The organism is Cedecea selenatireducens, from assembly GCF_042138895.1.
Taxonomy (GTDB): domain Bacteria; phylum Pseudomonadota; class Gammaproteobacteria; order Enterobacterales; family Enterobacteriaceae; genus Cedecea; species Cedecea selenatireducens.
On sequence record NZ_JBHIKW010000010.1, the window covers coordinates 62,227 to 86,438 of the forward strand.

The window sequence follows — 24,212 nt, forward strand, 5'->3', positions numbered from 1 at the left end:
CCGTTACACCTTTTCCACGTTGACCAGGAACGCCTTGAACTCCGGCGTTTGCGTGTTGGCATCCCCGACAAACGGCGTCAGGGTGTTGGCAATAAAGCCTTTTTTCGCCACGCCTTCGTAACCCCAGTGAATCGGGATCCCGATGGTGTCCACCTTCTGACCGTGAACGTCCAGCGTGCGGATACGCTTGGTCACCACCGCTTTGGCCTTGATGTAGCCGCGGTTGGAGGAGACCTTCACCGTGTCGCCGTGAGCGATGCCGAGTTTGTTGGCCAGCTTCTCGCCAATCTCGACAAACTGCTCCGGCTGCGCGATGGCGTTCAGCAGCGCGTGCTTGGTCCAGTAGTGGAAATGCTCCGTCAGACGATAGGTGGTGCCGACATACGGGAACTTGTCATGCTTGCCCATCGCTTCCAGGTCGTCTTTAAACACGCGTGCTGCCGGGTTGGAGACCACGTTCGGGTGCAGCGGGTTGGTGCCCAGCGGCGTTTCAAACGGCTCGTAGTGTTCCGGGAACGGCCCCTCTGCCATCTTGTCGAGGGCAAACAGGCGACCCAGGCCTTCCGGCTGCATGATAAACGGCCCGACCCCGCTGTCCGGCGCGGCGGTGCTGTAGTCCGGCACGTCGATGCCGCCCCATTTCGCACCATCCCAGGAGATCAGGCGGCGTTTTTCATCCCACGGTTTACCCGATGGATCGGCGGAGGCACGGTTATACAGAATGCGGCGGTTAAGCGGCCACGCCCATGCCCAGCCGAGCGTGTTGCCCAGGCCGGACGGGTCGGCGTTGTCGCGGCGAGCCATCTGGTTGCCGTCCGGCGTCCAGCTCCCGGCGAATATCCAGCAGCCGCTGGACGTTGTACCGTCGTCGCGCAGCTGAGCAAAGGAGCTAAGCTGCTGCCCTTTTTTCACCAGCACCGCGCCGGTGGCCGGGTCGATCAGGTCTTCGAGCGCCTTGCCGTTGCTTTCCATGGCCACTTCTTCCGGCGCCGGGTTGTCCGGCGTCAGGTACTTCCAGGTCATGTTCAGCACCTGCTCAGGCACCTTACCGCCGTCGCGCTCGTACATGTGGCGCAGGCGGGTGAAGATGCCGGAGAGGATTTCGCCGTCGTTCAGCGCTTCCCCTGGCGCATCCGCCCCTTTCCAGTGCCACTGCAGCCAGCGTCCGGAGTTCACGATGGAGCCATTCTCTTCCGCGAAGCAGGTGGACGGCAGGCGGAACACCTCGGTCTGGATTTTCGACGGATCAACGTCGTTCATCTCGCCGTGGTTCTGCCAGAAGTTGGACGTTTCGGTGTTCAGCGGGTCGATAGTGACCAGGAACTTCAGCTTCGAGAGCGAGGCCACGACCTTGTTCTTGTTAGGGAACGAGGCCACCGGGTTAAAGCCCTGGCACAGATAGCCGTTGACCTTGCCCTGGCTCATCATCTCGAAGTACTGCAGCACGTCGTAGCCTTTGTCCCACTTCGGCAGCCAGTCATAGCCCCAGCCGTTTTCCTTCGTCGCTTTGTCGCCAAAGAAGGCTTTCATCATCGAGACGAAGAATTTCGGGTAGTTGCCCCAGTAGTTCACCTGGCCTTTCAGCAGCGGTTTAGGCGTGTTGGCCGCCAGATAACTGTCGATATCCACCTGTTTTTCGCTTGGCAGGTTCATGTAACCCGGCAGGCTGGTGGAAAGCAGGCCAAGGTCGGTCAGACCCTGAATGTTGGAGTGGCCGCGCAGGGCGTTGACGCCGCCGCCTGCCATCCCCATGTTGCCGAGCAGCAGCTGGATCATCGCCATGGTGCGAATGTTCTGCGCGCCGACGGAGTGCTGTGTCCAGCCCAGGGCGTACAGGAACGAGGCGGTTTTGTCCGCCACGCTGGTTTCGGCGATGTATTCGCAGACCTTCAGGAAATCTTCTTTCGGTGTGCCGCAGATGCTGGTCACCACGTCCGGCGTGTAGCGGGAGATGTGCTCTTTCAGCAGGTTCCACACGCAGCGCGGGTGCTGAAGCGTCAGGTCGCGTTTGGCGAAGCCTTCTTCATCCAGCTCATAGTTCCAGGTGGTTTTGTCGTACTTGCGGCTCGCCGCGTCGTAGCCGGTGAACAGGCCGTCGTCGAAGCCGAAGTCCTCACGCACAATCAGGTTGGCGTTGGTGTAAGACTCGACGTACTCGCGGTTGAATTTGTTGTTGTTTATCAGGTACAGCAGAACGCCCGACAGGAAAGCAATGTCGGTCCCGGAACGGATAGGCGTGTAGAAATCCGCCACCGAAGCGGTTCGAGTAAAGCGAGGATCGATCACAATCAGCTTCGCGCCGTTGTGAATTTTGGCTTCCATCGCCCAGCGGAATCCCACCGGATGCGCTTCTGCCGCGTTCCCACCCATCACCACGATGAGGTTGGCGTTTTTGATATCAACCCAGTGGTTGGTCATCGCACCGCGACCAAATGTTGGAGCAAGACTTGCTACCGTTGGTCCGTGTCAGACACGCGCTTGGTTATCCACGGCAAGCATGCCGAGGGCGCGGGTAAATTTCTGGGTTAAATAACCGGTTTCGTTGCTCGACGCGGAGGCGCACAGCATCCCCGTGGAGAGCCAGCGGTTGACCGTGGTGCCCTGTTCGTTCTTTTCGATGAAGTTGGCGTCGCGGTCTTCTTTCATCAGCTTCGCGATGCGATCAAAGGCATCGTCCCAACTGATTTGCTGCCATTTATCGGAGCCTGGTGCGCGATAAGAAGGCGTTTTCAGGCGGCTTTCGGAATGGATAAAGTCCACCAGACCGGCCCCTTTCGGGCACAGCGCGCCGCGGTTTACCGGGTGGTCCGGGTCACCTTCGATATGGAAAATTGAGGCTTTTGCGTTTTTTGCGCCATCGCCGAGGCTATACATCAATAGCCCACAGCCGACGGAGCAGTATGTGCAGGTGTTACGGGTTTCACGGGTGCGTAGCAGCTTGTACTGCCGGGTTTCCGCGAGCGCAGCGCCGGGGGCAAAACCCAGTGCCGCTGCCGTGGTGCCTGCCATACCGCCAGCACAGATCTTAAAGAACTGCCTTCTGCTGACCTGCATGGATCGCTCCTTACATTTCGACATTTCACATTGCTTAGGATTTATTTTGCGGGGTGACCCGCAAAGGTTCACAATTAGAACCACTATAGATTTTGATGGCTTACTTCCCTTCATCCGGAAGGGGTATTTCTAGAATACCACAATGGTACTGAGGGTGTTCTCGATTGGTTAAAACAAAGTGAACAAATTTCACCGCTCTGAAAAAAATATGATGGAACAGGTTACCGGCGCGCGCACGATCGAGCTCTGGCACCGGGGCAATCTCACCGTAGCCGAAACCGACTGGCTGGCGGAGGAAGTGCCCGTCGCGCTGGTCTACAACGGCATTTCCCACGTCGTGATGATGGCTTCGCCCAAAGATCTCGAAGCGTTTGCGCTCGGGTTTTCCCTGTCCGAAGGCATTATTGAAAGTCCGGCGGATATTTACGGGATGGATGTGTTGCCAACTTGTAACGGCATTGAAGTGCAGGTCGAGCTGTCCAGCCGCCGCTTTGCGGGCCTGAAAGAGCGTCGCCGGGCGCTGGCCGGACGAACCGGCTGCGGCGTCTGCGGCGTTGAGCAGTTGAATGACATTGGCCGCCCCGTGCCGCCGCTGCCGTTTACCCAGACGTTTGCCCTGGAAAACCTGGACGAGCCGCTGAAAAAAATGCGTGACTACCAGCCCGTCGGCGAGCTAACGGGCTGCACTCATGCGGCGTTATGGCTTGATGTTAATGGCCAGATTCTGGATGGGCGCGAAGATATTGGCCGCCATGTGGCGCTGGATAAAATGCTCGGCGTTCGCAGCCGTAACCCGTGGCATAACGGCGCCGCGCTGGTGTCGAGCCGTGCGAGCTATGAGATGGTGCAGAAGGCCGCGATGTGCGGCATTGAAATCCTGTTTGCGGTATCTGCTGCAACTTCGTTGGCAGTGGAAGTTGCACAGCGTACGAATCTGACGCTGGTGGGCTTTAACCGGCCAGGCCGTGCCACGGTTTATACGCACCCGGAGCGGCTGCGCTAGATTTTCCCCTCACCCCGCCCCTCTCCCAGAGGGAGAGGGGGAAAACAGCCAACGTGGAACATTGTTTATTCCCTCTCCCTTTCAGGGAGAGGGTTAGGGTGAGGGTAAAAATAAGAAGCGAGGCACGGTTCCGGCTTAAATCGCCTCCGTTTTCTCTCCGACCCAGGGCTGGAAGTGAACGGAACCTTAGCCGATCTTTCATAGAACGTATTTGTGACTAAGGTTTAGCCCTACCTGAGTGAGGGTCAATCCTCAGAACAGGCCCAGCGGCTTATCGGAATAGCTCACCAGCAGGCACTTGGTCTGCTGATAATGCTCCAGCATCATTTTGTGGGTCTCGCGTCCGATCCCGGACTGTTTGTAGCCCCCAAACGCCGCGTGTGCCGGGTAGGCGTGGTAACAGTTGGTCCACACGCGCCCGGCCTGAATACCGCGCCCCATTTTGTAGGCCAGGCTGCCGTTGCGGCTCCAGACGCCCGCGCCCAGACCGTATTCGGTATCGTTCGCCAGCTCCAGCGCTTCCTCCACGGTTTTAAACGTGGTGACGGCGAGCACCGGCCCGAAAATTTCCTCCTGGAACACACGCATGTTGTTTTTACCAAACAGAATGGTCGGCTCGAGGTAGTAACCCGCCTGCAGGTCGCCCGTCAGCGCTTTTCTACGCCCGCCGGTCAGCACGTCCGCGCCTTCTTTCTTGCCGATGTCGATGTAGTTGAGGATGGTTTCCATCTGCCCCTGCGACACCTGCGCGCCCATTTGGGTGCGGCTGTCCAGCGGGTTGCCGGAGCGAATGGCTTCTACGCGGCGGATCGCGCGCTCAATGAAACGTTCGTAGATGGACTCCTGCACCAGCGCGCGGCTCGGGCAGGTACAGACCTCGCCCTGGTTGAAGGCGAACAGCGCAAAGCCCTCCAGCGCCTTGTCGAAGAAGGCGTCTTCCTCTTCCATCACGTCGGCAAAGAAAATGTTCGGAGATTTGCCGCCCAGCTCCAGGGTGACCGGGATAATGTTCTGGGTGGCGTACTGCATGATCTGTTGCCCGACCTCGGTGGAGCCGGTAAACGCCACTTTGGCGATGCGTTTCGAGGTTGCCAGGTATTCGCCAATCTCGCCGCCCGCGCCGTTCACCACGTTAACCACGCCCGGCGGCAGCAGGTCGCCAACCAGTTCCATCAGCAGCAGCACGGAGAGCGGGGTCAGTCGCGCAGGCTTCAGTACGATGCAGTTGCCCGCCGCGAGCGCCGGGGCCATTTTCCAGCTCGCCATCAGCAGCGGGAAGTTCCACGGAATGATCTGTGCGACCACGCCGAGCGGCTCGTGGAAATGGTAGGCCACGGTGTCTTTATCCACCTCGCTGATGCCGCCCTCCTGGGCACGAATACAGGAGGCGAAGTAGCGGAAGTGGTCGATGGCCAGCGGCACGTCGGCGGCGCTGGTTTCGCGAATCGGTTTGCCGTTGTCCCAGGTTTCTGCCGTCGCCAGCAGCTCGATGTTTTGCTCCATGCGGTCGGCAATTTTCAGCAGGATGGTGGCGCGCTCCTGCACGGACATCTGCCCCCAGCCTTTTTTGGCTTCGTGGGCGGCATCCAGCGCCAGGTCGATGTCGGCCTTGCCGGAGCTGGCGATTTCGCACAGCGGCTGGCCGGTCACCGGGGTGAGGTTTTCATAGTACTGACCGCCAACCGGGGCAACCCATTGGCCGCCGATAAAGTTGTCGTAACGGGGTTTAAGTTTTAGCGGGAAACCATATTCGCCGGGGATAATACGGGTATCGGGAGGATTATTTGTCATAGCCGTCTCCTTGTGATGGTTCATCCACAAGGGTAGTTCGGGCTGGCTGTTTCTTCGCCGATTCCCGCCCGCTTTACGACGTGCTTCACGGATTAACGCCGGAGAAGAGGGAAATAACTCTTCTCCGGCAGGAGGGATCAGCGCGAAGGCGTAAACAGCGCCTTGTCGCGCAGCAGGTGGTCGTTGCCGCGCCGACGGGTAAAGCCGGTTTTGTCGAAATATTCCAGGATCTGAATCGCCAGCTTGCGGCCTACGCCTAATCTGTCGCGGAAGTCGGCGGCGTTGGTGGCACCGTGAGTTTGATCCAACTCGCGGATCAGATCGGCAAACGCCTGCAGGCGATCGTTTCGGTAATAACGATCTTTCAGAATCGCGGTGACCAGCCCCTGCTGGGCGGCGGATCGTAGCAGCTGACGCATCGCCTGTTCTTCCTCGCCGGTTTCTTTAGCCAGGTCGCGAACCCACCAGGGCTCATCGCCAAGCAACGCGTCTACTTTGTCCCACACCGCCTGCTGCGTGGGAGAAAAACCTGGCTCGTGTCCCGGCAGGTGCAGCCAGCCCTGGCGGCTTATCAGCAGGCCTTCAGCGCGCATTCTTTCGATAAGCGACAGAACCAGGCCTTCGTCTTCCGCGGGCAGCGCCATGCGGCGCAGGCGTTCACGGCCCGGCCCCGGCTGATCGTCATGCTGCTGGTGGTAGCGTGCCAGCACGTCGAGCAGTTTTTGCTGCCATAGAGCGGCCACATCCGGGCTTAGCAGCGCATTGCCCGCCTGCAGATAACCCGGCTGATCGAGCAGAGCCTGAAGACCTTCCGCCGTTAGCTGGCGTGCCCAGGAAAATTCGCTGAGCAGCACGGCTCCGCGAGCCAGATGTGCTTCCAGCGCCTGCGGGTCATCGGCTCCTTTTGCCAGGTCTGCCAGCCAGCTCAGGAAAGCGGGTTGGCGCTTGCCGCGGCGTGGGGCATTGAGCAGCACGGCACGGGCACCGGCGAGCGTGGTGCGGGCGCTGATGTCGCGCAGCACCAGGCGGTCGTTGTCCGCCAGCCACAGCGGCACATCCAGCACCAGTTCGGCAAGGTTGCCTTCCAGCAGCGAAACGCGCCCGGTTACGTGACGTGCGGAATGGTGAATATGCAGCGGTTGCCACTGCTGGAGCGGCTGCAGCGTTTGCAGTTCGACGATAACGCGCTCAATCGGCTGCAGAGGTTTTTCGCTCAGCAGCCAGTCGCCCCGGCTGATGTCGTTTTTTTCCGCGTCACCGCTGATGTTCAGGGCAATGCGCTGCCCGGCCATCGCGCTGGAAACCGGCTGGTTTTGGGCGTGAAGGCCGCGCACGCGCATCGGTTTATCCGCGCCGGTCAGCCAGAGCGAATCGCCAACGTTAACTTCGCCGCTCAGCGCCGTGCCGGTCACCACAAGGCCTGCGCCCTTAACCGTAAAAGCACGGTCGATGGCGAGGCGGAAGCGGTGCGAGGTGGCATGAGGACGTTCGCTTAGCCCGATAAGATGCTGCTGTAGCGCTTCTACGCCTTCACCGTTGGTGGCGGCGGTCACAAAGATTGCGGCCAAAGTATCGCCCAGCAGAGCGGCGACTTCATCGCGAACTTCTGCAATGCGGCTGTCGCTCACCCGGTCGGCTTTGGTTAGCGCGACGGTTACCTGCGGGTTGCCCGTCAGCTGTAAAATCGCCAGATGCTCGCGGGTTTGCGCCATCACGCCGTCGTCGCAGGCGATGACCAGCAGCGCATGATCTATGCCGCCGACGCCCACCAGCATGTTAGCCAGAAATTTTTCGTGCCCTGGCACGTCAATAAAGCCAATCACACGGCCATCCGGCTGCGGCCAGTAGGCGTAGCCGAGGTCGATGGTCATACCGCGCTTTTTCTCTTCGGGCAGGCGGTCAGCATTCACGCCGGTCAGCGCCTGGAGAAGGGTCGTTTTGCCGTGGTCAACGTGCCCGGCGGTGGCAATAATCACAGGGTAATGCCCTCCAGCAGCAGCGCTTCGTTTTCGAGGCAGCGTAAATCCAGCCACAGTCGGCCATCGGCAATGCGGCCAATAACCGGCCTTTCAAGCTCGCGCAGGGCTTGCGTCAGTGAGGCAAGCGTTGATCCACGTCCGTCTTTCGGCGTGAAGGTCAGGGCCGCGCCAGGCAGGCGGTCAACGGGCAAAGAGCCGCTGCCGATTTGCGACAGGCATGCTTCAACGCGCACATCGAACTGCTCGCCAAAACGCTGTTCAAATGCGGGCTGCAGGCGGCTGGCCTGCAGATGGATGTCTTCGGCACTGCGGGTTAGCAGGCGCAGGGTTGGCAGGCGTTCCACCAGCGTTTCCGGGTGTTGATACAGCCGCAGTGTGGCTTCCAGCGCCGCCAGCGTCATTTTGTCGGCGCGCAGCGCGCGCTTCAGCGGGTGGCTCTGAATGCGTTCAATAAGCGCCTTTTTGCCGACGATGATCCCGGCCTGCGGGCCGCCGAGTAGTTTGTCGCCGGAGAAACTCACCAGGCTCACGCCGTCGGCAATCAGCTGCTGCGGCATCGGCTCCGGCGGCAGGCCCCACAGGCTTAAATCTACCAGCGAGCCGCTGCCCAGGTCGGTGACGACCGGCAGGTTGAGTTCGTTGCCCAGCGTAACCAGCTCGGCCTCGCTAACTGCTTTGGTGAAGCCTTCGATGTGGTAATTGCTGGTGTGCACCTTCATCAGCAGCGAGGTGTTTTCGCTCGCGGCTGCGCGGTAGTCTTTCAGGTGCGTGCGGTTGGTGGTGCCGACTTCAACCAGCGTGCAGCCTGCCTGGCGCATGACGTCGGGAATGCGAAACGCGCCGCCAATTTCCACCAGTTCGCCGCGCGAAACCACTACTTCGCCGCCGACTGCGCAGGCCGCCAGCATTAGCAGCACCGCTGCCGCATTGTTGTTGACGATGCAGGCATCTTCCGCGCCGGTCAGCTCGCAAAGCAGATCGGCGATGGCGCGATCGCGGTGGCCGCGTCCTGCGTCGTCCAGTGAATATTCCAGCGTTACGGCGGAGCGCATGGCTTCGCTTACTGCATCAATGGCCGCCTCGGCCTGTAGCGCACGCCCGAGATTGGTGTGCAACACGGTGCCGGTCAGGTTGAAAACCGGCAGCAGAGCGCTGCGCTGGCTGGCCTCGAGCACGTCACGCGTTTTCTTTGCCCAGTCCTCGCTCCAGTCCGGCAGTTTGCTCGCCGTGCGAATGTGTTCGCGCGCTTCGCTTTGCAGCATTCTCAGCGTCGCCACCACGCGGGTGTGGCCGAACTCGGCAAGGAGGGCGGTAAAGGCGGCATCGCGCAGCAGGCGGTCGGTCGCCGGAAGATGGCTAAAAAGTGTTTGAGCTGTCGTCATGGCAGGGACTGGATTAGGAAATTTGTGAGTAATATTACAGGGGACAACGTCCCCTGTCCTGGCAGCAGATCATGCCGCGGGTGGTTCGGTACGCGCAAAGCTCTCGCGCAGGAACAGCTGTTCGACCAGCTTGACCAGGTGCGGGCGATTGACGCACCAGCCCGGCGCGACGCGGCGGAAATTGAGGTAACCCACCGCGCAGGCGGCAGAAATATTGGCCAGATTAAGCGGCTCGGCGGTCAGCGTGCCGTCGGCGGCGTATTCTTCCAATAGATCGAGGGCGCGGCCAATCTTCTCGCGCTGGCGGATCAGCACCTCTTCAGACTGCTGTTCCGCCGGGCGCAGTTTTTCACGCACGGAAGTTAACGCCGCGTCCATGATCCCGTCGGATAATGCTTCAAGCTGGCGTACATGCAGCGCCGCTTTCTGGTCGTGCGGGATAAGCTCTGGCGCGATGTTCAGCAGCTCGAGGTATTGGGCGATGATCGACGAATCAAACCAGCGCTCGCCTTCATCGGTGATAAGCGCCGGCACTTTGCCGAGCGGGTTGTACTGCGGGGCCGGGCTGTCGCCTGTCCACGGGTTGACGTTAACAAACTCAAAGCTAAGGCCTTTTTCCAGCAGGATGACCGAGATCTTTCGAACAAAGGGGCTGGTATAGTTGCCGATCAGTTTCATGACATTATCCGTTTTTGCCAACTTGAGGTAAGTATGAAACAGATACCCAACATTGCTGAAAAAGTCTACGCCCCTTTTATGTAGTCGACAAAGGCGCGTAGCGCGCTGGGCATGTACTGGCGGCCTGGGTAATAGAACTGGAACGGCGGAAGGTCGGGCAGCCACTCCTCCAGCATCGAAACCAGCCTGCCGCTTGCGAGATGCTCTTCTACCTGCTGCTGATACAGGTAGCCAATGCCCGCCCCGCACAGCACCGCTTCCAGCTCGGAGTCGAGATCGTCGACGACGATATTGCCGCACGGCGTCACCTCCAGCTTGCCTTCAGGCCCGTAAAACTCCCAGTAGTAGGGGCGGCCGCTTGGATAGCGGAAAATAACGCTGCAGTGATTGACCAGCTCGCGGGGATGAGCCGGAGCCGGATAGCTCGCAAGATATTCCGGCGTGGCGACGACGCAAATCTTTGCCTTCGGGCCAATCGGCACGGCAATCATGTCTTTTTCCACCGTGGTTATCAGGCGGATACCGGCGTCATATTCCTGCTTCACAATATCCACCAGCCTGTCGTCGGTGGTGACTTCCACTTTGATGTCGGAATAGCGGCGGATAAATCCGGCCACCAGCGGCATTAAAACCGTGCGTGCAGCCAGCCGTGAGCTGTTGATTTTGAGGGTGCCCATCGGCGTGTCGCGAAACGAGTTCACCTCGTCGAGGATGGTATGAATTTCGTCACAGGCCGGGCGCAGGCGCTCGTAAAGGTTAGCGCCAGCCTCGGTGAGAGACACGCTGCGGGTGGTGCGGTTGAACAGCCGGATTTTCAGGCGCTGCTCGAGCTGTTTGATGCCGTGGCTGATCGCCGACGGAGAAAGCCCCAGCTCGTCGCCGGCGGCGCGAAAGCTTTTGTGTCGCGCCACGGCGATAAAGGTCGCGAAGTCGGAAAAATTCAGCGCCATTAGTGAAAATCCTTCATTAACTCATCTCAAATACTACGTTTTACAGAATTATCCAGCGGCCGTAAAGTGGTAGCTACTTCCCAACAGGCTGAGATAACTCCATGAAATCAGAGAATATGTATATCGTTTGGGCCCATCCGCGTAGCGACTCATTAACCGCGCAGGTGGTACAGGAAATTCAGGGCGAGGCGGCGGAACGCGGCATTAACGTCTCTTCGCTCGATCTTTACCGCAGCGGCTTTAATCCCTCGCTTGGCGTGGACGACGAGCCGGACTGGAACAACCCGCAGAAGCAGTATTCCCCGGAGGTTCACCGCCTGTTTGGCGAGTTAGCAGATAAAGACACCGTGGTCGTGGTGTTCCCGGTGTGGTGGTACAGCTTCCCGGCCATGCTGAAAGGCTACCTGGACCGCGTGTGGAACTACGGCCTGGGCTACGGGCCGGGCGGCACGCTGGGGAATAAGAAAATCCGCTGGGTGGCGCTGGTCGGCGGCTCGCAGGCAGGTTTTGTGAAGTACGGCTGGGAAAAGAACATGACCGATTTTATCGACGGGTCGATGGGCTACCTGGGCGTTGAGGATGCAAAAATCGATTTCCTCTATAACACCATCGGCGTGGAAGAGGGGATTGGCGATAGCGATGCCCATTACCAGCAGCTGTTTGCTCAGGCGCGCGGCATTGTCGCGGACTTAGCTCAATAACCTTTTATTCTTCACACAAGCGCGGCATTCAACGTCGCGCTTTTTACCCGCCGCCTCGCTGTAATTTACTTTCATCCCGTGATTGCCCTTCTTATGTTGTCAACGCCCAGATTTTAACTGGATCACATTAGGATTAGTCCCCCTCAAAATACTTTGTGATGTAAGTCACAAATAAATAACAAAGACGTCATAACTAAATGTGATGTTAGTCACATTAAAAGGTCAATCAGGGTTAAAAATTCCTCGGTGTACTTTTTTTACACAACCATTATGTGATCACCATCACTCAATGTGGCTGGGTGATCCCCGATTATTAGTGATCTGAGTCACATAATAGGGCGCTGGCTGGACAGCTTAACGATTCAGTGCCAGATTCGCGTCACTTACTGCATAAGGCCGGCGACCCTGCCGCTACGTTAACAATAAACCTCGGGCTGCTTTTCAGCGCGGAACACCAACAAGGGGTATGTGTATGTCATCCGATATCAAGATCAAAGTGCAAAGCTTTGGTCGTTTCCTCAGCAATATGGTTATGCCAAATATCGGGGCGTTTATCGCCTGGGGTATTATCACGGCCTTATTTATTCCTACCGGATGGTTGCCAAACGAAACGCTGGCGAAGCTGGTAGGCCCGATGATCACTTACCTGCTGCCGCTGCTGATCGGCTTTACCGGTGGTCGCCTGATTGGCGGTGACCGCGGCGGCGTAGTGGGTGCTATCACCACTATGGGCGTTATCGTCGGGGCTGACATGCCGATGTTCCTCGGCGCAATGATTGCGGGGCCTCTGGGCGGCTGGGCAATCAAGCACTTCGACAAATGGGTCGACGGTAAAATCAAATCCGGCTTTGAAATGCTGGTGAACAACTTCTCTGCCGGTATCATCGGGATGATCCTGGCGATTCTGGCGTTCATGGGTATTGGCCCTGCGGTTGAAGTCCTGTCCAAAATTCTGGCGGCGGGCGTTAACTTCATGGTTGTACACGACATGCTGCCGCTGGCGTCCATCTTCGTAGAACCGGCGAAAATCCTGTTCCTGAACAACGCCATCAACCACGGTATCTTCTCGCCGCTGGGGATTCAGCAGTCCCACGAGCTGGGCAAATCCATCTTCTTCCTGATTGAAGCGAACCCGGGTCCGGGTATGGGCGTCCTGCTGGCATACATGTTCTTCGGTCGCGGTAACGCTAAGCAGTCTGCGGGCGGCGCGGCTATCATCCACTTCCTGGGCGGTATCCACGAAATTTACTTCCCGTATGTGCTGATGAACCCACGTCTGATCCTGGCCGTTATCCTCGGCGGTATGACCGGCGTATTCACCCTGACCGTACTGAACGGCGGCCTGGTGTCTCCGGCTTCCCCGGGTTCTATCCTGGCAGTTCTGGCGATGACCCCGAAAGGCGCGTACTTCGCTAACATCGCGGCTATCTGTGCGGCAATGGTTGTTTCCTTCGTGGTCTCCGCCATCCTGCTGAAAACCAGCAAAGTGAAAGAAGAAGACGACATCGAAGCTGCGGCTCGCCGTATGCAGGAAATGAAGGCTGAATCCAAAGGTGGCGCAGCGCCGCTGGCGGTAGGTGCTGGTCTGTCTAACGACCTGAGCCACGTGCGTAAAATCATCGTAGCCTGCGACGCAGGTATGGGCTCCAGCGCCATGGGTGCAGGCGTGCTGCGTAAGAAAGTGAGCGATGCTGGCCTGAAAAATATCTCCGTGACCAACTGCGCTATCAACAGCCTGCCGGACGACGTTGACCTGGTGATTACCCACCGCGACCTGACCGAGCGTGCAATGCGCCAGGTGCCACAGGCGCAGCATATCTCCCTGACCAACTTCCTCGACAGCAGCCTGTACGCCAACCTGGTTGAGCGTCTGCTGGCCTCTCAGAACCTGAGCGACAAAGAAGTGAAGGTGATGCACAGCCTGGAAGACAGCTTTGTTTCCAGCGAAGAAGGCGTCTTCAAGCTGGGCGCGGGTAACGTGTTCCTCGGCCTGAAAGCCAGCACCAAAGAAGAAGCGATTCGCTTTGCCGGTGAGCAGTTGGTGAACGGCGGCTACGTGCAGCCGGAATACGTGGACGCAATGTTTGAGCGCGAAAAACTGACTCCAACTTACCTGGGCGAAGGTATCGCGGTTCCTCACGGTACCGTGGAAGCGAAAGACCGCGTGCTGAAAACCGGCGTGGTGTTCTGCCAGTACCCTGAAGGCGTGCACTTCGGCGAAGAGCCGGAAGACATTGCCCGCCTGGTTATCGGTATTGCGGCCCGCAATAACGAGCACATCCAGGTGATCACCAGCCTGACCAACGCGCTGGATGATGAGTCGGTCATTGAGCGCCTGGCGCACACCACCAGCGTCCAGGAAGTGCTGGATCTGCTGGCCGGTAAGAAATAAAGGTTTGCCCCTCACCCCAACCCTCTCCCCGGAGGGGCGAGGGGGAACAACAGGTGCAAAGCATTATCCCCTCTCCCCCTTGGGGAGAGGGCTAGGGGAACAACAGGTGCAAAGCATTATCCCCTCTCCCCAAAGGGGCGAGGGGGAACAACACAGGTGCAAAGCATTATCCCCTCTCCCCCTTGGGGAGAGGGCTAGGGTGAGGGGATTCGCATACAGTATCCTTACCCCAGCCCTCACGGGTGAAATAATCAGGAAGGTTAACGCAATGAAAGCATTACATTTTGGTGCAGGTAATATCGGTCGTGGCTTTATCGGTAAACTGCTGGCAGACGCCGGTCTGCAGCTGACTTTTGCCGACGTAAACCAGGTGGTTCTGGATGCGCTGAACGCGCGTCACAGCTACCAGGTTCACGTAGTGGGCGAGCAGCAGCAGATTGATACCGTCTCCAACGTGAATGCCGTCAGCAGCATCGGCGACGACGTGGTCGCGCTTATCGCGCAGGTAGACCTGATTACCACCGCTGTGGGCCCTGTCGTGCTGGAGCGCATTGCTCCAACGCTTGCTAAAGGCCTGGAGCTGCGTCGCGCCAACGCCAACGACGCGCCGCTGAACATTATCGCCTGTGAAAACATGGTGCGCGGCACCAGCCAGCTGAAAGAGCACGTGAAAAAAGCGCTGTCCGCTGAGGCGTGGGCGTGGGTTGAGCAGCACGTTGGCTTTGTCGATTCTGCGGTTGACCGCATCGTTCCACCGTCCGAGTCCGCCACCAACGACCCGCTGGAAGTGACCGTGGAAACCTTTAGCGAGTGGATTGTTGATAAAACCCAGTTCAAAGGTGAGCTACCGAACATTCCTGGCATGGAACTTACTGATAATCTTATGGCGTTTGTCGAGCGCAAGCTCTTCACGCTGAATACCGGGCATGCTATAACCGCGTACCTCGGTCAGCTGGCCGGGCACCAGACTATCCGCGATGCGATTCTTGATGAGAAAGTGCGCGCCGTAGTGAAAGGGGCGATGGAAGAGAGCGGCGCGGTGCTGATTAAGCGCTACGGCTTTGAAGCCGACAAGCACGCCGCGTACATCAAGAAAATCCTTGGTCGTTTCGAAAACCCTTACCTGAAGGACGACGTGGAGCGCGTTGGCCGTCAGCCGCTGCGCAAACTCAGCGCCGGCGATCGCCTCGTCAAGCCGCTGCTCGGCACCATTGAGTACCGCTTACCGCACGTGAACCTGATCAAAGGGATTGCGGCGGCAATGCACTACCACAGCGAGCAGGACCCGCAGGCTCAGGAGCTGAAGCAGCTGCTGGCTGATAAGGGCCCGCAGGCCGCGCTGGCGGAAGTGTCCGGTCTGGATGCAAATAGCGAAGCCGTGACCGAGGCGGTGAAGGCGTATAACGCCATAGCGTAACCCTATGCAGGCGCGGTGGATGCCGCGCCTGAAACATGTTTAGTGATGCAGGCAAAAATGGAAGAAACCCAGGCCTTTGAAAACCGCGTGCTTGAGCGACTGAATGCCGGCAAAACCGTACGAAGCCTGCTGATTGCTGCCGTCGAGTTGTTAACCGAAGCGGTAAATATCCTGGTGCTACAGGTGTTCCGCAAGGACGACTACGCGGTGAAATATGCGGTAGAGCCGCTGCTGGACGGCGACGGGCCGCTGGGCGACCTCTCGGTACGGCTGAAGCTTATCTACGGGCTGGGCGTGCTGAACCGCGCTGAGTACGAAGACTGCGAGCTGCTGATGGCGCTGCGCGAAGAGCTAAACCATGACGGCAACGAGTACAGCTTCACCGATGACGAAATGCTTGGCCCGTTCGGCGAGCTGCACTGCGTCACGGCGCTGCCGCCGACGCCGACCTTCGTTGACGGCAGCGATCCGGAGCTGCTGGCGATGCAGCGTCAGCGCTACATGCAGATAGTCCGGTCCACGATGGTACTTTCCCTGACAGAGCTGATCTCCCGGATCAGCTTAAAAAAAGCCTTCCAAAAATAGCCGCCTTTCGCCCTGTCCCTCAGGATCGTGTATCCTTGCCAGCAAGCCATCTTTATTCACGGTAAGTCAAAATGAAAGAAATCGAAAAATCAGAAATTAAACGCCTTAGCGATCGTCTGGACGCTATCCGCCACGAAATGCCAGATTTGCACCTGATCAACGAAGCGGAAAAATATGCCGAGCTGGAAAAAGAGCGGCAGAAGCTGGAAATTGAAATCGCTCGCCTGCAGGCGGTACGTAACCAGAAGCTGAGCAAAGAAGCGCAGAAGCTGATGGCGCTGCCGTACAAGCGTGCGATTACCAAAAAAGAGCAGGCCGATATGGGCAAGCTCAAGAAAACCGTTCGTGGCCTGGTGATTGTCCACCCGATGACCGCCCTGGGCCGTGAAATGGAGTTGACCGAGATGACCGGCTTCTCCCGCACTGAATTCTGACCGCGCTCTCTTTTCGGTGAAATAAACCGATAAAACCTGCCTCATCAGCCTCTTAAATCTCCATCCGGCTCTATAGTTAAGTGCCGGGTGAGGATTTCTCCTGCCCCAAATCTTCCAATGGACAATTGGCCCGAATCGCTACAAGGCCGCAGGGAACGCCAAACCTTGGTTTAACTTTCTTGCAGTGAGAGTAAGTATGAAAAATAAGGTTTTGACTCTGGTTCCCGTCTGTCTGGCCGGTTTCACCGGCGTGCTTCCCTTTTCAGCCTCCGCCGCCTGTTCGTCGCAAACGCCGAACACCGGGGACACCGTGACCTGCAGCGGCTCGGGCATGGCGCCCGTTGTAGCCACCGCGGGCAGCAGCAACGTCACGATTAACCTCGACTCAACCGCCACCGGCAGCTACTCGCTGCCCACCCAGGCGACGCCATTCTCCGTGGACAGCAACAGCGTGATTAACAACGACGGGGCGCTTACCCTCACCGGCAACGGTACGGGCGTAGCGAACCGTGGGGCGTTGCTGCTTGGCTTGAACAACGACAATACGCTGACTAACGGCGCGGCGGGCACGCTGACTACTACCGGGGCCTACAACGACGGCATGGCGGCCAACGGCAATAACAATACGCTGATCAACAACGGCACCATCACCACCAGCGGCAACAACTCTTACGGCATGACCGCCGCCTGGGGGCAGAGCAATCCTGGCGCGGCGGGAAATACCATCACGAATACCGGGACGATCTCCACGTCGGGGAATAACGCCAGGGCGATTTCGCTGCTGGGGGGCAGCGGCACGGTGAACAACAGCGGGACGTTGACCACTTCCGGACGGGACGCGCCCACGGTGTTTTTACAGGGCAACAACGCCACGCTAAATAACAGCGGGCTGATACAGGCCAAAGGCACGGCGTCCTCCAGCGGCAGCGTGGATGGCGTGGTGGCGAACACGCTCGGCAGCAGCTTTAACACCACGATCAATAACCTGGCCGGTGGGCAGATTATCAGCAATAACGGGATCGGTATTCGCTCCACCAACGGCAATATCACCATTACCAATGCCGGGCTGATTCAGGGCGGAAGCGGCACGGCAATTCTCAGCGGCAACGGCAGCATTTCGCTGATCCTGCAGACAGGGTCGCAGATTGTTGGTCTTTCTGACGGCGGACGGGGTAACAACAGCGTGACGCTTGAAGGCACGGGAACGGCCTCTAGCGCCTTTACCAACTTCCAGACGCTGACGATGACGGGCAGCGACTGGACCTGGGCTGGCACCGGTGCGTTCACCACCGCCCTCGTGCAAAGCGGAACGCTGGATCTTACCGGCACGCTCGGTACCAGTACGGCTTCCGTAACGGCTTCGGTAAGCAACGGCGCGACGCTGCAGGCAAACTCAACCAATCTGCCGCTTTCGGTGAGCAACACCGGGCTTGTGCGCTTCCTGCAAAACAATCAGGGCGAGTATCTGGGCACGATAAGCGGGAGCGGTGCGGTAGAAAAAGCAGGGACCGGGACGTTACTTTTTAACAGCGTGAACAGCTACACCGGGGGGACGGTCGTCAATGGCGGGACGCTTATCGTCGGCGATAGCTCACACGCTTCGGCTTCCCTTGCCAGCGGCGCTACCGTTGCGGCCGGAGCCACGCTTGGCGGCTACGGCACGGTAAACGGCGACGTGACTAACAGCGGAACGCTGGGAGCGGCCAATGCTCTGTCGTCGCTTTCTGCTGGTCCACAGGGCAATTTCCAGATTAACGGTAACCTGACCAACGCGGGATTTGTGCAGCTGGGCGGCAGCGGCGTGGGGAACAGCCTGACCGTAGCCGGAAACTATAGCGGCCAAAACGGCGTGATTGCGCTGAACACGGTGCTGGCGGGCGACGGAGCCGCGTCCGACAAGCTGATCGTGAGCGGGGGCAGCGCTTCCGGCAGCAGTACGCTGAAGGTCACTAATATTGGCGGGGCCGGGGCGCAAACTGCCATAGACGGTATTCAGGTGGTGCAGACCACCAACGGCGCGACCAGCTCGGCAAACGCCTTCAAGCTTTCGGGCGGCACAGTTAGCGCCGGAGCGTATTCCTACTATCTCGCCAGGGGCGGCGTCTCTGACGGCAGCGGCGGGAGCTGGTATCTGCGTAATTCCGTGGTGCCAGATTCGACAACGTCGGTCACCCCGGCGGAAGAAACGCCTCAGTCCATCGTGGATGCTTCGCACGGCAATGAGACGGTGAACGTCTATCGACCAGAAGTCGCGCTGTACGCCGAAGCGCCCTCGGTTGCCCGCCAGCTCAACCTGCAGCAGATAGACACCTTCCACGACCGCCAGGGCGAACAGAGCCTGCTAAACGGCGATAACAAAGCCCCGGCTTTCTGGGCCAGAAGCTGGGGAAGCCATGCGGATATTCATCAAAGCGGGGACGTTAATCCTTCGTTCAACGGTACGCTGTGGGGGCTGCAGCTGGGCCAGGATTTGTATACCGCAACCGAAGATAATGGCGCAACTCATCATGCCGGTGTGCTGTTCGGCTTCTCCAGAGCGACCGGCGACGTCGATGGTTTTGCGCTGGCGAAACAGGGCTCGCGCGTCGGGAAATTGCAGTTGAACAACTATAACTATGGGGCGTACTGGACCCGGGTTGCCGCTTCCGGCTGGTATACGGACGCGGTGTTAATGGGCAGCGCGCTGCGGCTGAATACGGATTCGGTGAACGGCGTGAACGCCTCTTCCAGCGGCAATGCGGTTACCGGCTCCGTTGAAACGGGGCTGCCTGTTACCCTCGGTGAAGGGCTGACGCTTGAACCTCAGGCGCAGCTGGTCTGGCAGAGAACCTCGCTGGATTCGCTGCATGACGGCGTCTCTGAGGTGAGCTGGAATAACGGCAATACCTGGCAGGGGCGGGTTGGGGCCCGTTTGCAGTGGGCGTTTGAGGCGAGCGGCGTGAACTGGAAGCCCTATCTGCGGGCCAACGTGCTGCGTACGTTCGGGCAGGATGATGAAACGGCTTTCGATGACAGCACGACGATCGCCAACAACGTTGGGCAAACGGCCGGGCAAATCGGCGCGGGGCTGGTGGCGCAGGTTAGCCAGAACGGCAGCCTGTACGCCACGACCGGCTACCTGACCAATCTAGGCGGCGAGCGCCAGCGGGTAGTTACCGGCAATGTCGGCGTGCGCTGGAGCTGGTGATCGCCCTGCGGCTCCGGGCTTTGCCGGAGTCGCTTTTATTATGGTTACTTTGTATTCAGTTTTTTTGAAAGAGATAAGCGAATTGTTCCGCTAACAAACAAAGTCGTGCGGCGCTATTCTTATTTCATCGAAGGCAGTCAGCCTTCCAACTAAACAAAATGCAAAGGTAATTATCATGAAAAGCATCAAATATTTTGCCGTAGTTATGACTCTCGCCGCTTCCTTCTCCGGTTTTGCAGCGGAAACTCAGTCAGTTGCCAGCCAGACAATGGGCACCGTATCGGTCAGCGGCGCGTCTAACCTGGACAGCCTGCAGCACCAGTTGCAGCAAAAAGCCGAGCAGGCCGGGGCGAAATCCATCCGCATCATCTCTGCCGGTGGTGATAACAAAATGTACGGCGTGGCTGAAATCTACAACTAAGCGCTGAATCACGCAGTATGGGCCGCCTCGAGCGGCCCGTATTTTATCTGAACTCTCGCGCCAACAGGCCAAAAATCCAGTCATCCTGCCAGCGTTCATTCAGCCAGTAGTTTTCCCGCAGCGTGCCTTCCTGCTGAAACCCCACTTTCTCCAGCACTTTCTTTGACGGAATATTTCCGGCAGTGACCGTGGCAACAAGCTTGCGGATACCGGCCTCTGCAAAAGCAAAGTCGCAAACCTCCAGCAGTGATTCATAGCCGTAGCCCTGCCCGTGAAACGACGGATCGAGTAAAAAGCCCACTTCTGCTATATCGTCCTCGCGCAGGATAAAACCGGTGACGCCAATCGGCACGCCGGTTTTCAGATGCCGCATCACCATGCAGAGCCAGTGCCTGCTGCCCGGCTGCCATTCGGGGAGGCGAGCGTCGAAGGTGCGGCGGATCTCTTCCTCCGGGCGGTTTTCGTCGACGTAGCGCATTACCTCCGGCTGCTGCTGCAGGTAACGAAAAAGCGGCCAGTCGGCTTCGGTAAGCTGGCTGAGTGACAGGCGAGGGGTGTGAAGTTGCATAGTGTGTTGACTCGTCTTTACCGGGAATGCTCTTTGATAGCAGTAAATAAAAAGCGGCGCCAGTTTGTGGCCCCGCTTATGTGTTAATCCCAGCGCGATAAGTCATCTCTTGTTAGCCCCATATCCCTGAGCTGTTCAGGACTGAGTTCGCGCAGGGCGCGTAAAGTCCGACGGCGCTGGTGGCTACGACGAAAATACTGGTAAAGCATGACCAGGCCAAAAAACGGCCTACGGTGGTGGTTCTCTTCAAAGCCCATGGCATCACTCCTCGCGGTTTTTCTGGGGTTATCATGCGGCGAGCGGGCAAAAGCAGACAGATTCAAAAATCACTTTTCTTTAACATACAGAAAGGCTAAAACATGAGCTGAATGGCATTTATTGCGCCATTCTGTATTGGTTTTTCCTTCTGTATGGTTTCCGGTGAGGATACAGCATGACGCGTTACCAACATCTCGCCACGCTTCTGGCCGGGCGTATTGAGCAAGGGCTTTATCAAAGCGGGGAGCGTTTGCCTTCGGTTCGTAGCCTGAGCAGTGAGCACGGCGTCAGTATCAGTACCGTGCAGCAGGCTTATCACGTCCTGGAAGATCAGCAGCTGATTTCCCCCCAGCCGCGTTCCGGCTACTTTGTTGCGCCGCGCAAAGCGGTTCCTCCCGTGCCGCGTTTAACGCGTCCGGTACAGCGGCCGGTCGAAGTGACGCAGTGGGATGCGGTGCTGGAATTAGTGAACTCCCGGCAGAACTGTGAAGTGATCGCTTTTGGCAGCGGCTCGCCGGACCTTACCCAGTCGACAATCAAGCCGCTTTGGCGAGAGATGGGGCGGCTCGCGCAGTATCAGGAGCCTGAACTGCTGGGCTACGACGGCATGTTCGGCGTGAAAGCGCTGCGCGAGCAAATTGCCCGCCTGATGCTGGACAGCAACTGCGTGGTGAATGCCGACGACATCGTGGTGACGAACGGCTGCCATGAAGCCCTGTCGATTGCGATTCGCGCGGTGTGTGAGCCGGGGGACATTGTGGCGGTCGAGTCCCCGTCGTTTCACGGCACCATGCAAATGCTGCGCGGATACGGCGTTAAAGTTGTTGAAATCCCTACCGATTCTGTCACAGGCATGAGCCTCGAGGCGCTGGAGTTGGCGTTAGAGCAATGGCCGATAAAAGCCGTCATTTTGGTGGCCAACTGCAATAATCCTCTGGGATTCATCATGCCGGATGCGCGCAAGAAAGCGGTGATGAACCTTGCGCAGCGCTTTGATATCGCCATTATCGAAGATGATGTTTACGGCGAGCTGGCCTATGAGTATCCGCGCCCGATGACCATCAAATCCCTGGATGTTGATGGCCGCGTTCTGCTGTGCAGCTCGTTTTCAAAAACGCTGGCACCGGGGCTGCGCGTGGGCTGGATAGTGCCTGGGCGCTACCTCGACCGGACGCTGCACTCCAAATACATCGGCACAGGCAGCAGCGCCACCTTCACCCAGCAGGCGGTAGCGGCGTTTATTCGCAACGGGCACTATCACCGCCATCTCAGACGCATGCGCCAGCACTATCAGCGCAACCTGGACGTCTTTACCTGTCGCGTGCGGCAATATTTCCCCTGCGGTATTTGCGTCAGCCGGCCTCAGGGGGGCTTCCTGATGTGGATAGAACTCCCGGAAGAGGTCGATGCCGTGCGGCTTAGCAGCGCATTGAAGGAGGCTAAAATCCATATTGCGATCGGCTCGCTGTTTTCGGCCTCCGGTAAATACCGTAACTGCCTGCGGCTGAACTATTCTTTGCCGTGCAACGCCGTCACCGAGGCTGCCCTCAAAAGGTTGGGTGAAATCGTCGACTGTGAGATTTGAAAATGCCTGATTAAATCGCTCCTTTTATCGCCATTGATTATTATTTAGCTGTTTTACACTCGGCTGTAATGGCGAAGTTTGGCCTTGGCATTAATAACCATAAAAAAATAGCCGCCTGGGGCGGAAAAAGCAGTTTTTTCTGCGTTCGGCAGCATAAGGCCGGACATCGACAAAGGACTATCATGAGCAGCGCAACATTGCAGATGCGGGAGCACTTTGAGACGTGTCTGGGGATTATTCGGCAGGCTTCGCTCCAGATCCTGCCCTTACTGAACATTCGTGCCGCCGAAGGCAAAGATCCGCAGTGGTTTTTCCAGCAGTTGGAGCAGGCTCGTATGGCGCTTGGCAGCTGGGGCGCGGTGGCGAAACGGCTGAATCTTAACGACTCCGAGATTTCACAATTTACGCTGCTGCTGCGCCATTTGCAGCAGCTGGTGCCGCAGTATGAGAGCGGGCAGGAGGTCAGCCAAAACCAGCTGCTCGCCGCCCTGCGCTTCACCAGCTATCTTGAGCATGTGCGGTTCAAGCAGCCGCTGCTGGGCTATTCCACCGAGTTATCCTCAGATGTTGACGGCCTGCAGAAAGGCGCCCAGCAGCAAATGCGCGCCATTGAACTGATGCTAAAAGGGCTGGTGAACCAGGCGTGGGAAAGCCAGGCTGACCTGGTGAATCAGCTCAAAAACCAGTTTGGTGCCGATAAGGTTCGCCGCTGGTTGAAGCGAGGCGAGCGGGGCGACGTGCTGAGCGGGATGAAGTTTAGCGAGCTGGCGCTGATGCTGGTGGACAAGAAAGAGTTCGCCCATCACTACGCGAAAATCTACCAAAACTCGCCGCAGCTGGGCTTTCTTATCGACCAGCGTAAAACCCTGCAAATCTTCCTCGATGGCACCAGGCAAATCCGCAATGACCTGATGCACAAGCAGCCGCTGTCCACCGTGCAGGTGGCTTTGCTGGATAGCTATTTCGGTGAAATCAGCGGCCCGGTACAGAAAGCTTTTAGCGAAGGCCGCACCAAAGTTAATCCTTCCGCTTTGTTAGACACTGATGACGCCACGCTACAGAACTATCTTGAGCAGGCGCGTAAAAACCACTCGGCACAGGGCGGTGACCCGGAAGAGATCAGAGAGTCCATCGAGCGTTTCGACCCACGCGCGGCCAAAAAGCAGCATGATACAACCAGCGTTATCTCTACCGCGCTTTGGGCATCGGTAGGGATTGCCGTTGTGGCGGTAGCGGTGGTTGGTCTCTACTTGTTAAGCGATATGTCTTCAAAGCCAGAAGTGACGGTGACGGCTCCGATTGTGAGCACGCCGGTGCAGCAGAAAGAGCGCCCGGAAAACAACAGCCCGCGCGATATGCTGGCCAATATGGGCATCAGCTGGGATGAAAATAACCTGCGTGCGGCGATTAACCGCAACGACGCCCGTATTGTGCGGCTTTTCATGCAGGGCGGGATGAACTGGAAAGTTTATTTTGCCGAGCAGGCGCTGGCGGAGGACTACCGGGATGTGTTGACTATTTTGCTGCAATACCGGCCGCAAATGGATGAGGCCCGGCCCTGCCGCAGGCTGATTGGCTCCACCGAGCTAGGTATGAAGAAAGGGCAAAAGCTGACTTCGCTGAGGAAGCAATTCCTCGCCAGCTTCTGCAGTTCAGCCCCGGCAGTACAGCGCCAGAAGGAAGAAGTTGAGCGCGCCCGGATGCGCCTGGCGGCGCAAAAGCAGCGCTATGAAGATGCGACCGCTCAGGGGCTGGAGACAGAGCCGGTGGATGAGCAGACCGCCAAAATTCAGCAGGCGATATACAACGCGATGCGCTAGCCGTACC

18 protein-coding genes are annotated in these 24,212 nt (G+C 58.2%); 10 read left to right on the forward strand and 8 right to left on the reverse strand.

The window, feature by feature from the left end; translation table 11 throughout:
- Positions 1 to 3: 3 nt before the first annotated feature.
- Entirely contained in the window at positions 4 to 3,054 is a 3,051-nt protein-coding gene (gene fdnG, locus ACE38U_RS16545; RefSeq protein ID WP_144244044.1) for a formate dehydrogenase-N subunit alpha, read from the reverse strand.
- Positions 3,055 to 3,265: 211 nt separating this feature from the next.
- On the opposite strand from fdnG, the gene fdhD reads away from it, so the two are divergent.
- A complete protein-coding gene (fdhD, locus tag ACE38U_RS16550) occupies positions 3,266 to 4,057 on the forward strand; it encodes a formate dehydrogenase accessory sulfurtransferase FdhD (RefSeq protein WP_218167005.1) in 792 nt (263 codons plus the stop codon).
- A gap of 252 nt (positions 4,058 to 4,309) precedes the next feature.
- On the opposite strand, the gene exaC is transcribed toward fdhD, so the two are convergent.
- The 5 genes from exaC to ACE38U_RS16575 all read right to left on the reverse strand — a co-directional run bounded on the left by exaC (position 4,310) and on the right by ACE38U_RS16575 (position 10,837).
- Entirely contained in the window at positions 4,310 to 5,848 is a 1,539-nt protein-coding gene (gene exaC / locus ACE38U_RS16555) for an acetaldehyde dehydrogenase ExaC (protein ID WP_061278600.1), read from the reverse strand.
- Between the two features lie 137 nt (positions 5,849 to 5,985).
- Positions 5,986 to 7,824 (reverse strand): selenocysteine-specific translation elongation factor, encoded by a 1,839-nt coding sequence (selB, locus tag ACE38U_RS16560; RefSeq protein ID WP_375530154.1) that lies wholly within the window; start codon positions 7,822 to 7,824, stop codon positions 5,986 to 5,988.
- The gene (selA, locus tag ACE38U_RS16565; RefSeq protein ID WP_375530155.1) at positions 7,821 to 9,209 is read right to left on the reverse strand and encodes an L-seryl-tRNA(Sec) selenium transferase; all 1,389 of its coding nucleotides are present in this window, start codon (positions 9,207 to 9,209) and stop codon (positions 7,821 to 7,823) included. The genes selB and selA overlap by 4 nt, the downstream gene beginning before the upstream one ends.
- A gap of 69 nt (positions 9,210 to 9,278) precedes the next feature.
- Entirely contained in the window at positions 9,279 to 9,887 is a 609-nt protein-coding gene (locus tag ACE38U_RS16570) for a glutathione S-transferase (protein ID WP_038477718.1), read from the reverse strand.
- Between the two features lie 65 nt (positions 9,888 to 9,952).
- Entirely contained in the window at positions 9,953 to 10,837 is an 885-nt protein-coding gene (locus ACE38U_RS16575) for a LysR family transcriptional regulator (protein WP_375530156.1), read from the reverse strand.
- A 101-nt stretch (positions 10,838 to 10,938) separates the two neighbouring features.
- Between ACE38U_RS16575 and ACE38U_RS16580 the strand changes: the two genes are divergently transcribed.
- The 7 genes from ACE38U_RS16580 to ACE38U_RS16610 all read left to right on the forward strand — a co-directional run bounded on the left by ACE38U_RS16580 (position 10,939) and on the right by ACE38U_RS16610 (position 19,974).
- Complete coding sequence (locus ACE38U_RS16580; RefSeq protein WP_375530157.1) at positions 10,939 to 11,538, forward strand: NAD(P)H oxidoreductase; 600 nt, start codon at positions 10,939 to 10,941, stop codon at positions 11,536 to 11,538.
- Between the two features lie 472 nt (positions 11,539 to 12,010).
- On the forward strand, positions 12,011 to 13,930 hold the full coding sequence (locus ACE38U_RS16585; protein ID WP_038477727.1) for a PTS mannitol transporter subunit IICBA: 1,920 nt from the start codon (positions 12,011 to 12,013) through the stop codon (positions 13,928 to 13,930).
- Positions 13,931 to 14,198: 268 nt separating this feature from the next.
- Positions 14,199 to 15,347, forward strand: coding sequence for a mannitol-1-phosphate 5-dehydrogenase (mtlD, locus tag ACE38U_RS16590; protein ID WP_375530158.1), 1,149 nt, complete (start codon positions 14,199 to 14,201; stop codon positions 15,345 to 15,347).
- A 45-nt stretch (positions 15,348 to 15,392) separates the two neighbouring features.
- On the forward strand, positions 15,393 to 15,932 hold the full coding sequence (gene mtlR / locus ACE38U_RS16595) for a mannitol operon repressor MtlR (protein ID WP_008458691.1): 540 nt from the start codon (positions 15,393 to 15,395) through the stop codon (positions 15,930 to 15,932).
- A 71-nt stretch (positions 15,933 to 16,003) separates the two neighbouring features.
- On the forward strand, positions 16,004 to 16,366 hold the full coding sequence (locus tag ACE38U_RS16600) for a YibL family ribosome-associated protein (protein ID WP_038477738.1): 363 nt from the start codon (positions 16,004 to 16,006) through the stop codon (positions 16,364 to 16,366).
- 196 nt (positions 16,367 to 16,562) lie between these two features.
- Positions 16,563 to 19,553 carry an autotransporter family protein gene (locus ACE38U_RS16605; RefSeq protein ID WP_375530159.1) on the forward strand — a complete coding sequence of 997 codons (2,991 nt, stop codon included), beginning with the start codon at positions 16,563 to 16,565 and terminating at the stop codon, positions 19,551 to 19,553.
- A gap of 175 nt (positions 19,554 to 19,728) precedes the next feature.
- Positions 19,729 to 19,974, forward strand: a complete 246-nt coding sequence (locus ACE38U_RS16610) for a YdgH/BhsA/McbA family protein (protein WP_038477741.1) — start codon at positions 19,729 to 19,731, stop codon at positions 19,972 to 19,974.
- A gap of 43 nt (positions 19,975 to 20,017) precedes the next feature.
- Here the strand turns inward: ACE38U_RS16610 and ACE38U_RS16615 are convergent, their stop codons facing one another.
- Both ACE38U_RS16615 and ACE38U_RS16620 read right to left on the reverse strand, forming a co-directional pair.
- Positions 20,018 to 20,542 carry a GNAT family N-acetyltransferase gene (locus ACE38U_RS16615; RefSeq protein WP_375530160.1) on the reverse strand — a complete coding sequence of 175 codons (525 nt, stop codon included), beginning with the start codon at positions 20,540 to 20,542 and terminating at the stop codon, positions 20,018 to 20,020.
- A gap of 83 nt (positions 20,543 to 20,625) precedes the next feature.
- The gene (locus tag ACE38U_RS16620; RefSeq protein WP_071842962.1) at positions 20,626 to 20,799 is read right to left on the reverse strand and encodes a DUF1127 domain-containing protein; all 174 of its coding nucleotides are present in this window, start codon (positions 20,797 to 20,799) and stop codon (positions 20,626 to 20,628) included.
- Positions 20,800 to 20,975: 176 nt separating this feature from the next.
- Between ACE38U_RS16620 and ACE38U_RS16625 the strand changes: the two genes are divergently transcribed.
- Positions 20,976 to 22,385 (forward strand): aminotransferase-like domain-containing protein, encoded by a 1,410-nt coding sequence (locus ACE38U_RS16625; protein WP_176982493.1) that lies wholly within the window; start codon positions 20,976 to 20,978, stop codon positions 22,383 to 22,385.
- Between the two features lie 182 nt (positions 22,386 to 22,567).
- Positions 22,568 to 24,205 (forward strand): STY4199 family HEPN domain-containing protein, encoded by a 1,638-nt coding sequence (locus ACE38U_RS16630; RefSeq protein ID WP_375530161.1) that lies wholly within the window; start codon positions 22,568 to 22,570, stop codon positions 24,203 to 24,205.
- Positions 24,206 to 24,212 lie beyond the last annotated feature (7 nt).

Coding starts and splice junctions, on each gene's coding strand:
- fdhD (WP_218167005.1), top strand. CDS start 3,266: ATGGAACAGGTTACCGGCGCGCGCACGATCGAGCTCTGGCACCGGGGC.
- exaC (WP_061278600.1), bottom strand. CDS start 5,848: ATGACAAATAATCCTCCCGATACCCGTATTATCCCCGGCGAATATGGT.
- selA (WP_375530155.1), bottom strand. CDS start 9,209: ATGACGACAGCTCAAACACTTTTTAGCCATCTTCCGGCGACCGACCGC.
- ACE38U_RS16570 (WP_038477718.1), bottom strand. CDS start 9,887: ATGAAACTGATCGGCAACTATACCAGCCCCTTTGTTCGAAAGATCTCG.
- ACE38U_RS16575 (WP_375530156.1), bottom strand. CDS start 10,837: ATGGCGCTGAATTTTTCCGACTTCGCGACCTTTATCGCCGTGGCGCGA.
- ACE38U_RS16580 (WP_375530157.1), top strand. CDS start 10,939: ATGAAATCAGAGAATATGTATATCGTTTGGGCCCATCCGCGTAGCGAC.
- ACE38U_RS16585 (WP_038477727.1), top strand. CDS start 12,011: ATGTCATCCGATATCAAGATCAAAGTGCAAAGCTTTGGTCGTTTCCTC.
- mtlD (WP_375530158.1), top strand. CDS start 14,199: ATGAAAGCATTACATTTTGGTGCAGGTAATATCGGTCGTGGCTTTATC.
- mtlR (WP_008458691.1), top strand. CDS start 15,393: ATGCAGGCAAAAATGGAAGAAACCCAGGCCTTTGAAAACCGCGTGCTT.
- ACE38U_RS16600 (WP_038477738.1), top strand. CDS start 16,004: ATGAAAGAAATCGAAAAATCAGAAATTAAACGCCTTAGCGATCGTCTG.
- ACE38U_RS16605 (WP_375530159.1), top strand. CDS start 16,563: ATGAAAAATAAGGTTTTGACTCTGGTTCCCGTCTGTCTGGCCGGTTTC.
- ACE38U_RS16610 (WP_038477741.1), top strand. CDS start 19,729: ATGAAAAGCATCAAATATTTTGCCGTAGTTATGACTCTCGCCGCTTCC.
- ACE38U_RS16615 (WP_375530160.1), bottom strand. CDS start 20,542: ATGCAACTTCACACCCCTCGCCTGTCACTCAGCCAGCTTACCGAAGCC.
- ACE38U_RS16620 (WP_071842962.1), bottom strand. CDS start 20,799: ATGGGCTTTGAAGAGAACCACCACCGTAGGCCGTTTTTTGGCCTGGTC.
- ACE38U_RS16625 (WP_176982493.1), top strand. CDS start 20,976: ATGACGCGTTACCAACATCTCGCCACGCTTCTGGCCGGGCGTATTGAG.
- ACE38U_RS16630 (WP_375530161.1), top strand. CDS start 22,568: ATGAGCAGCGCAACATTGCAGATGCGGGAGCACTTTGAGACGTGTCTG.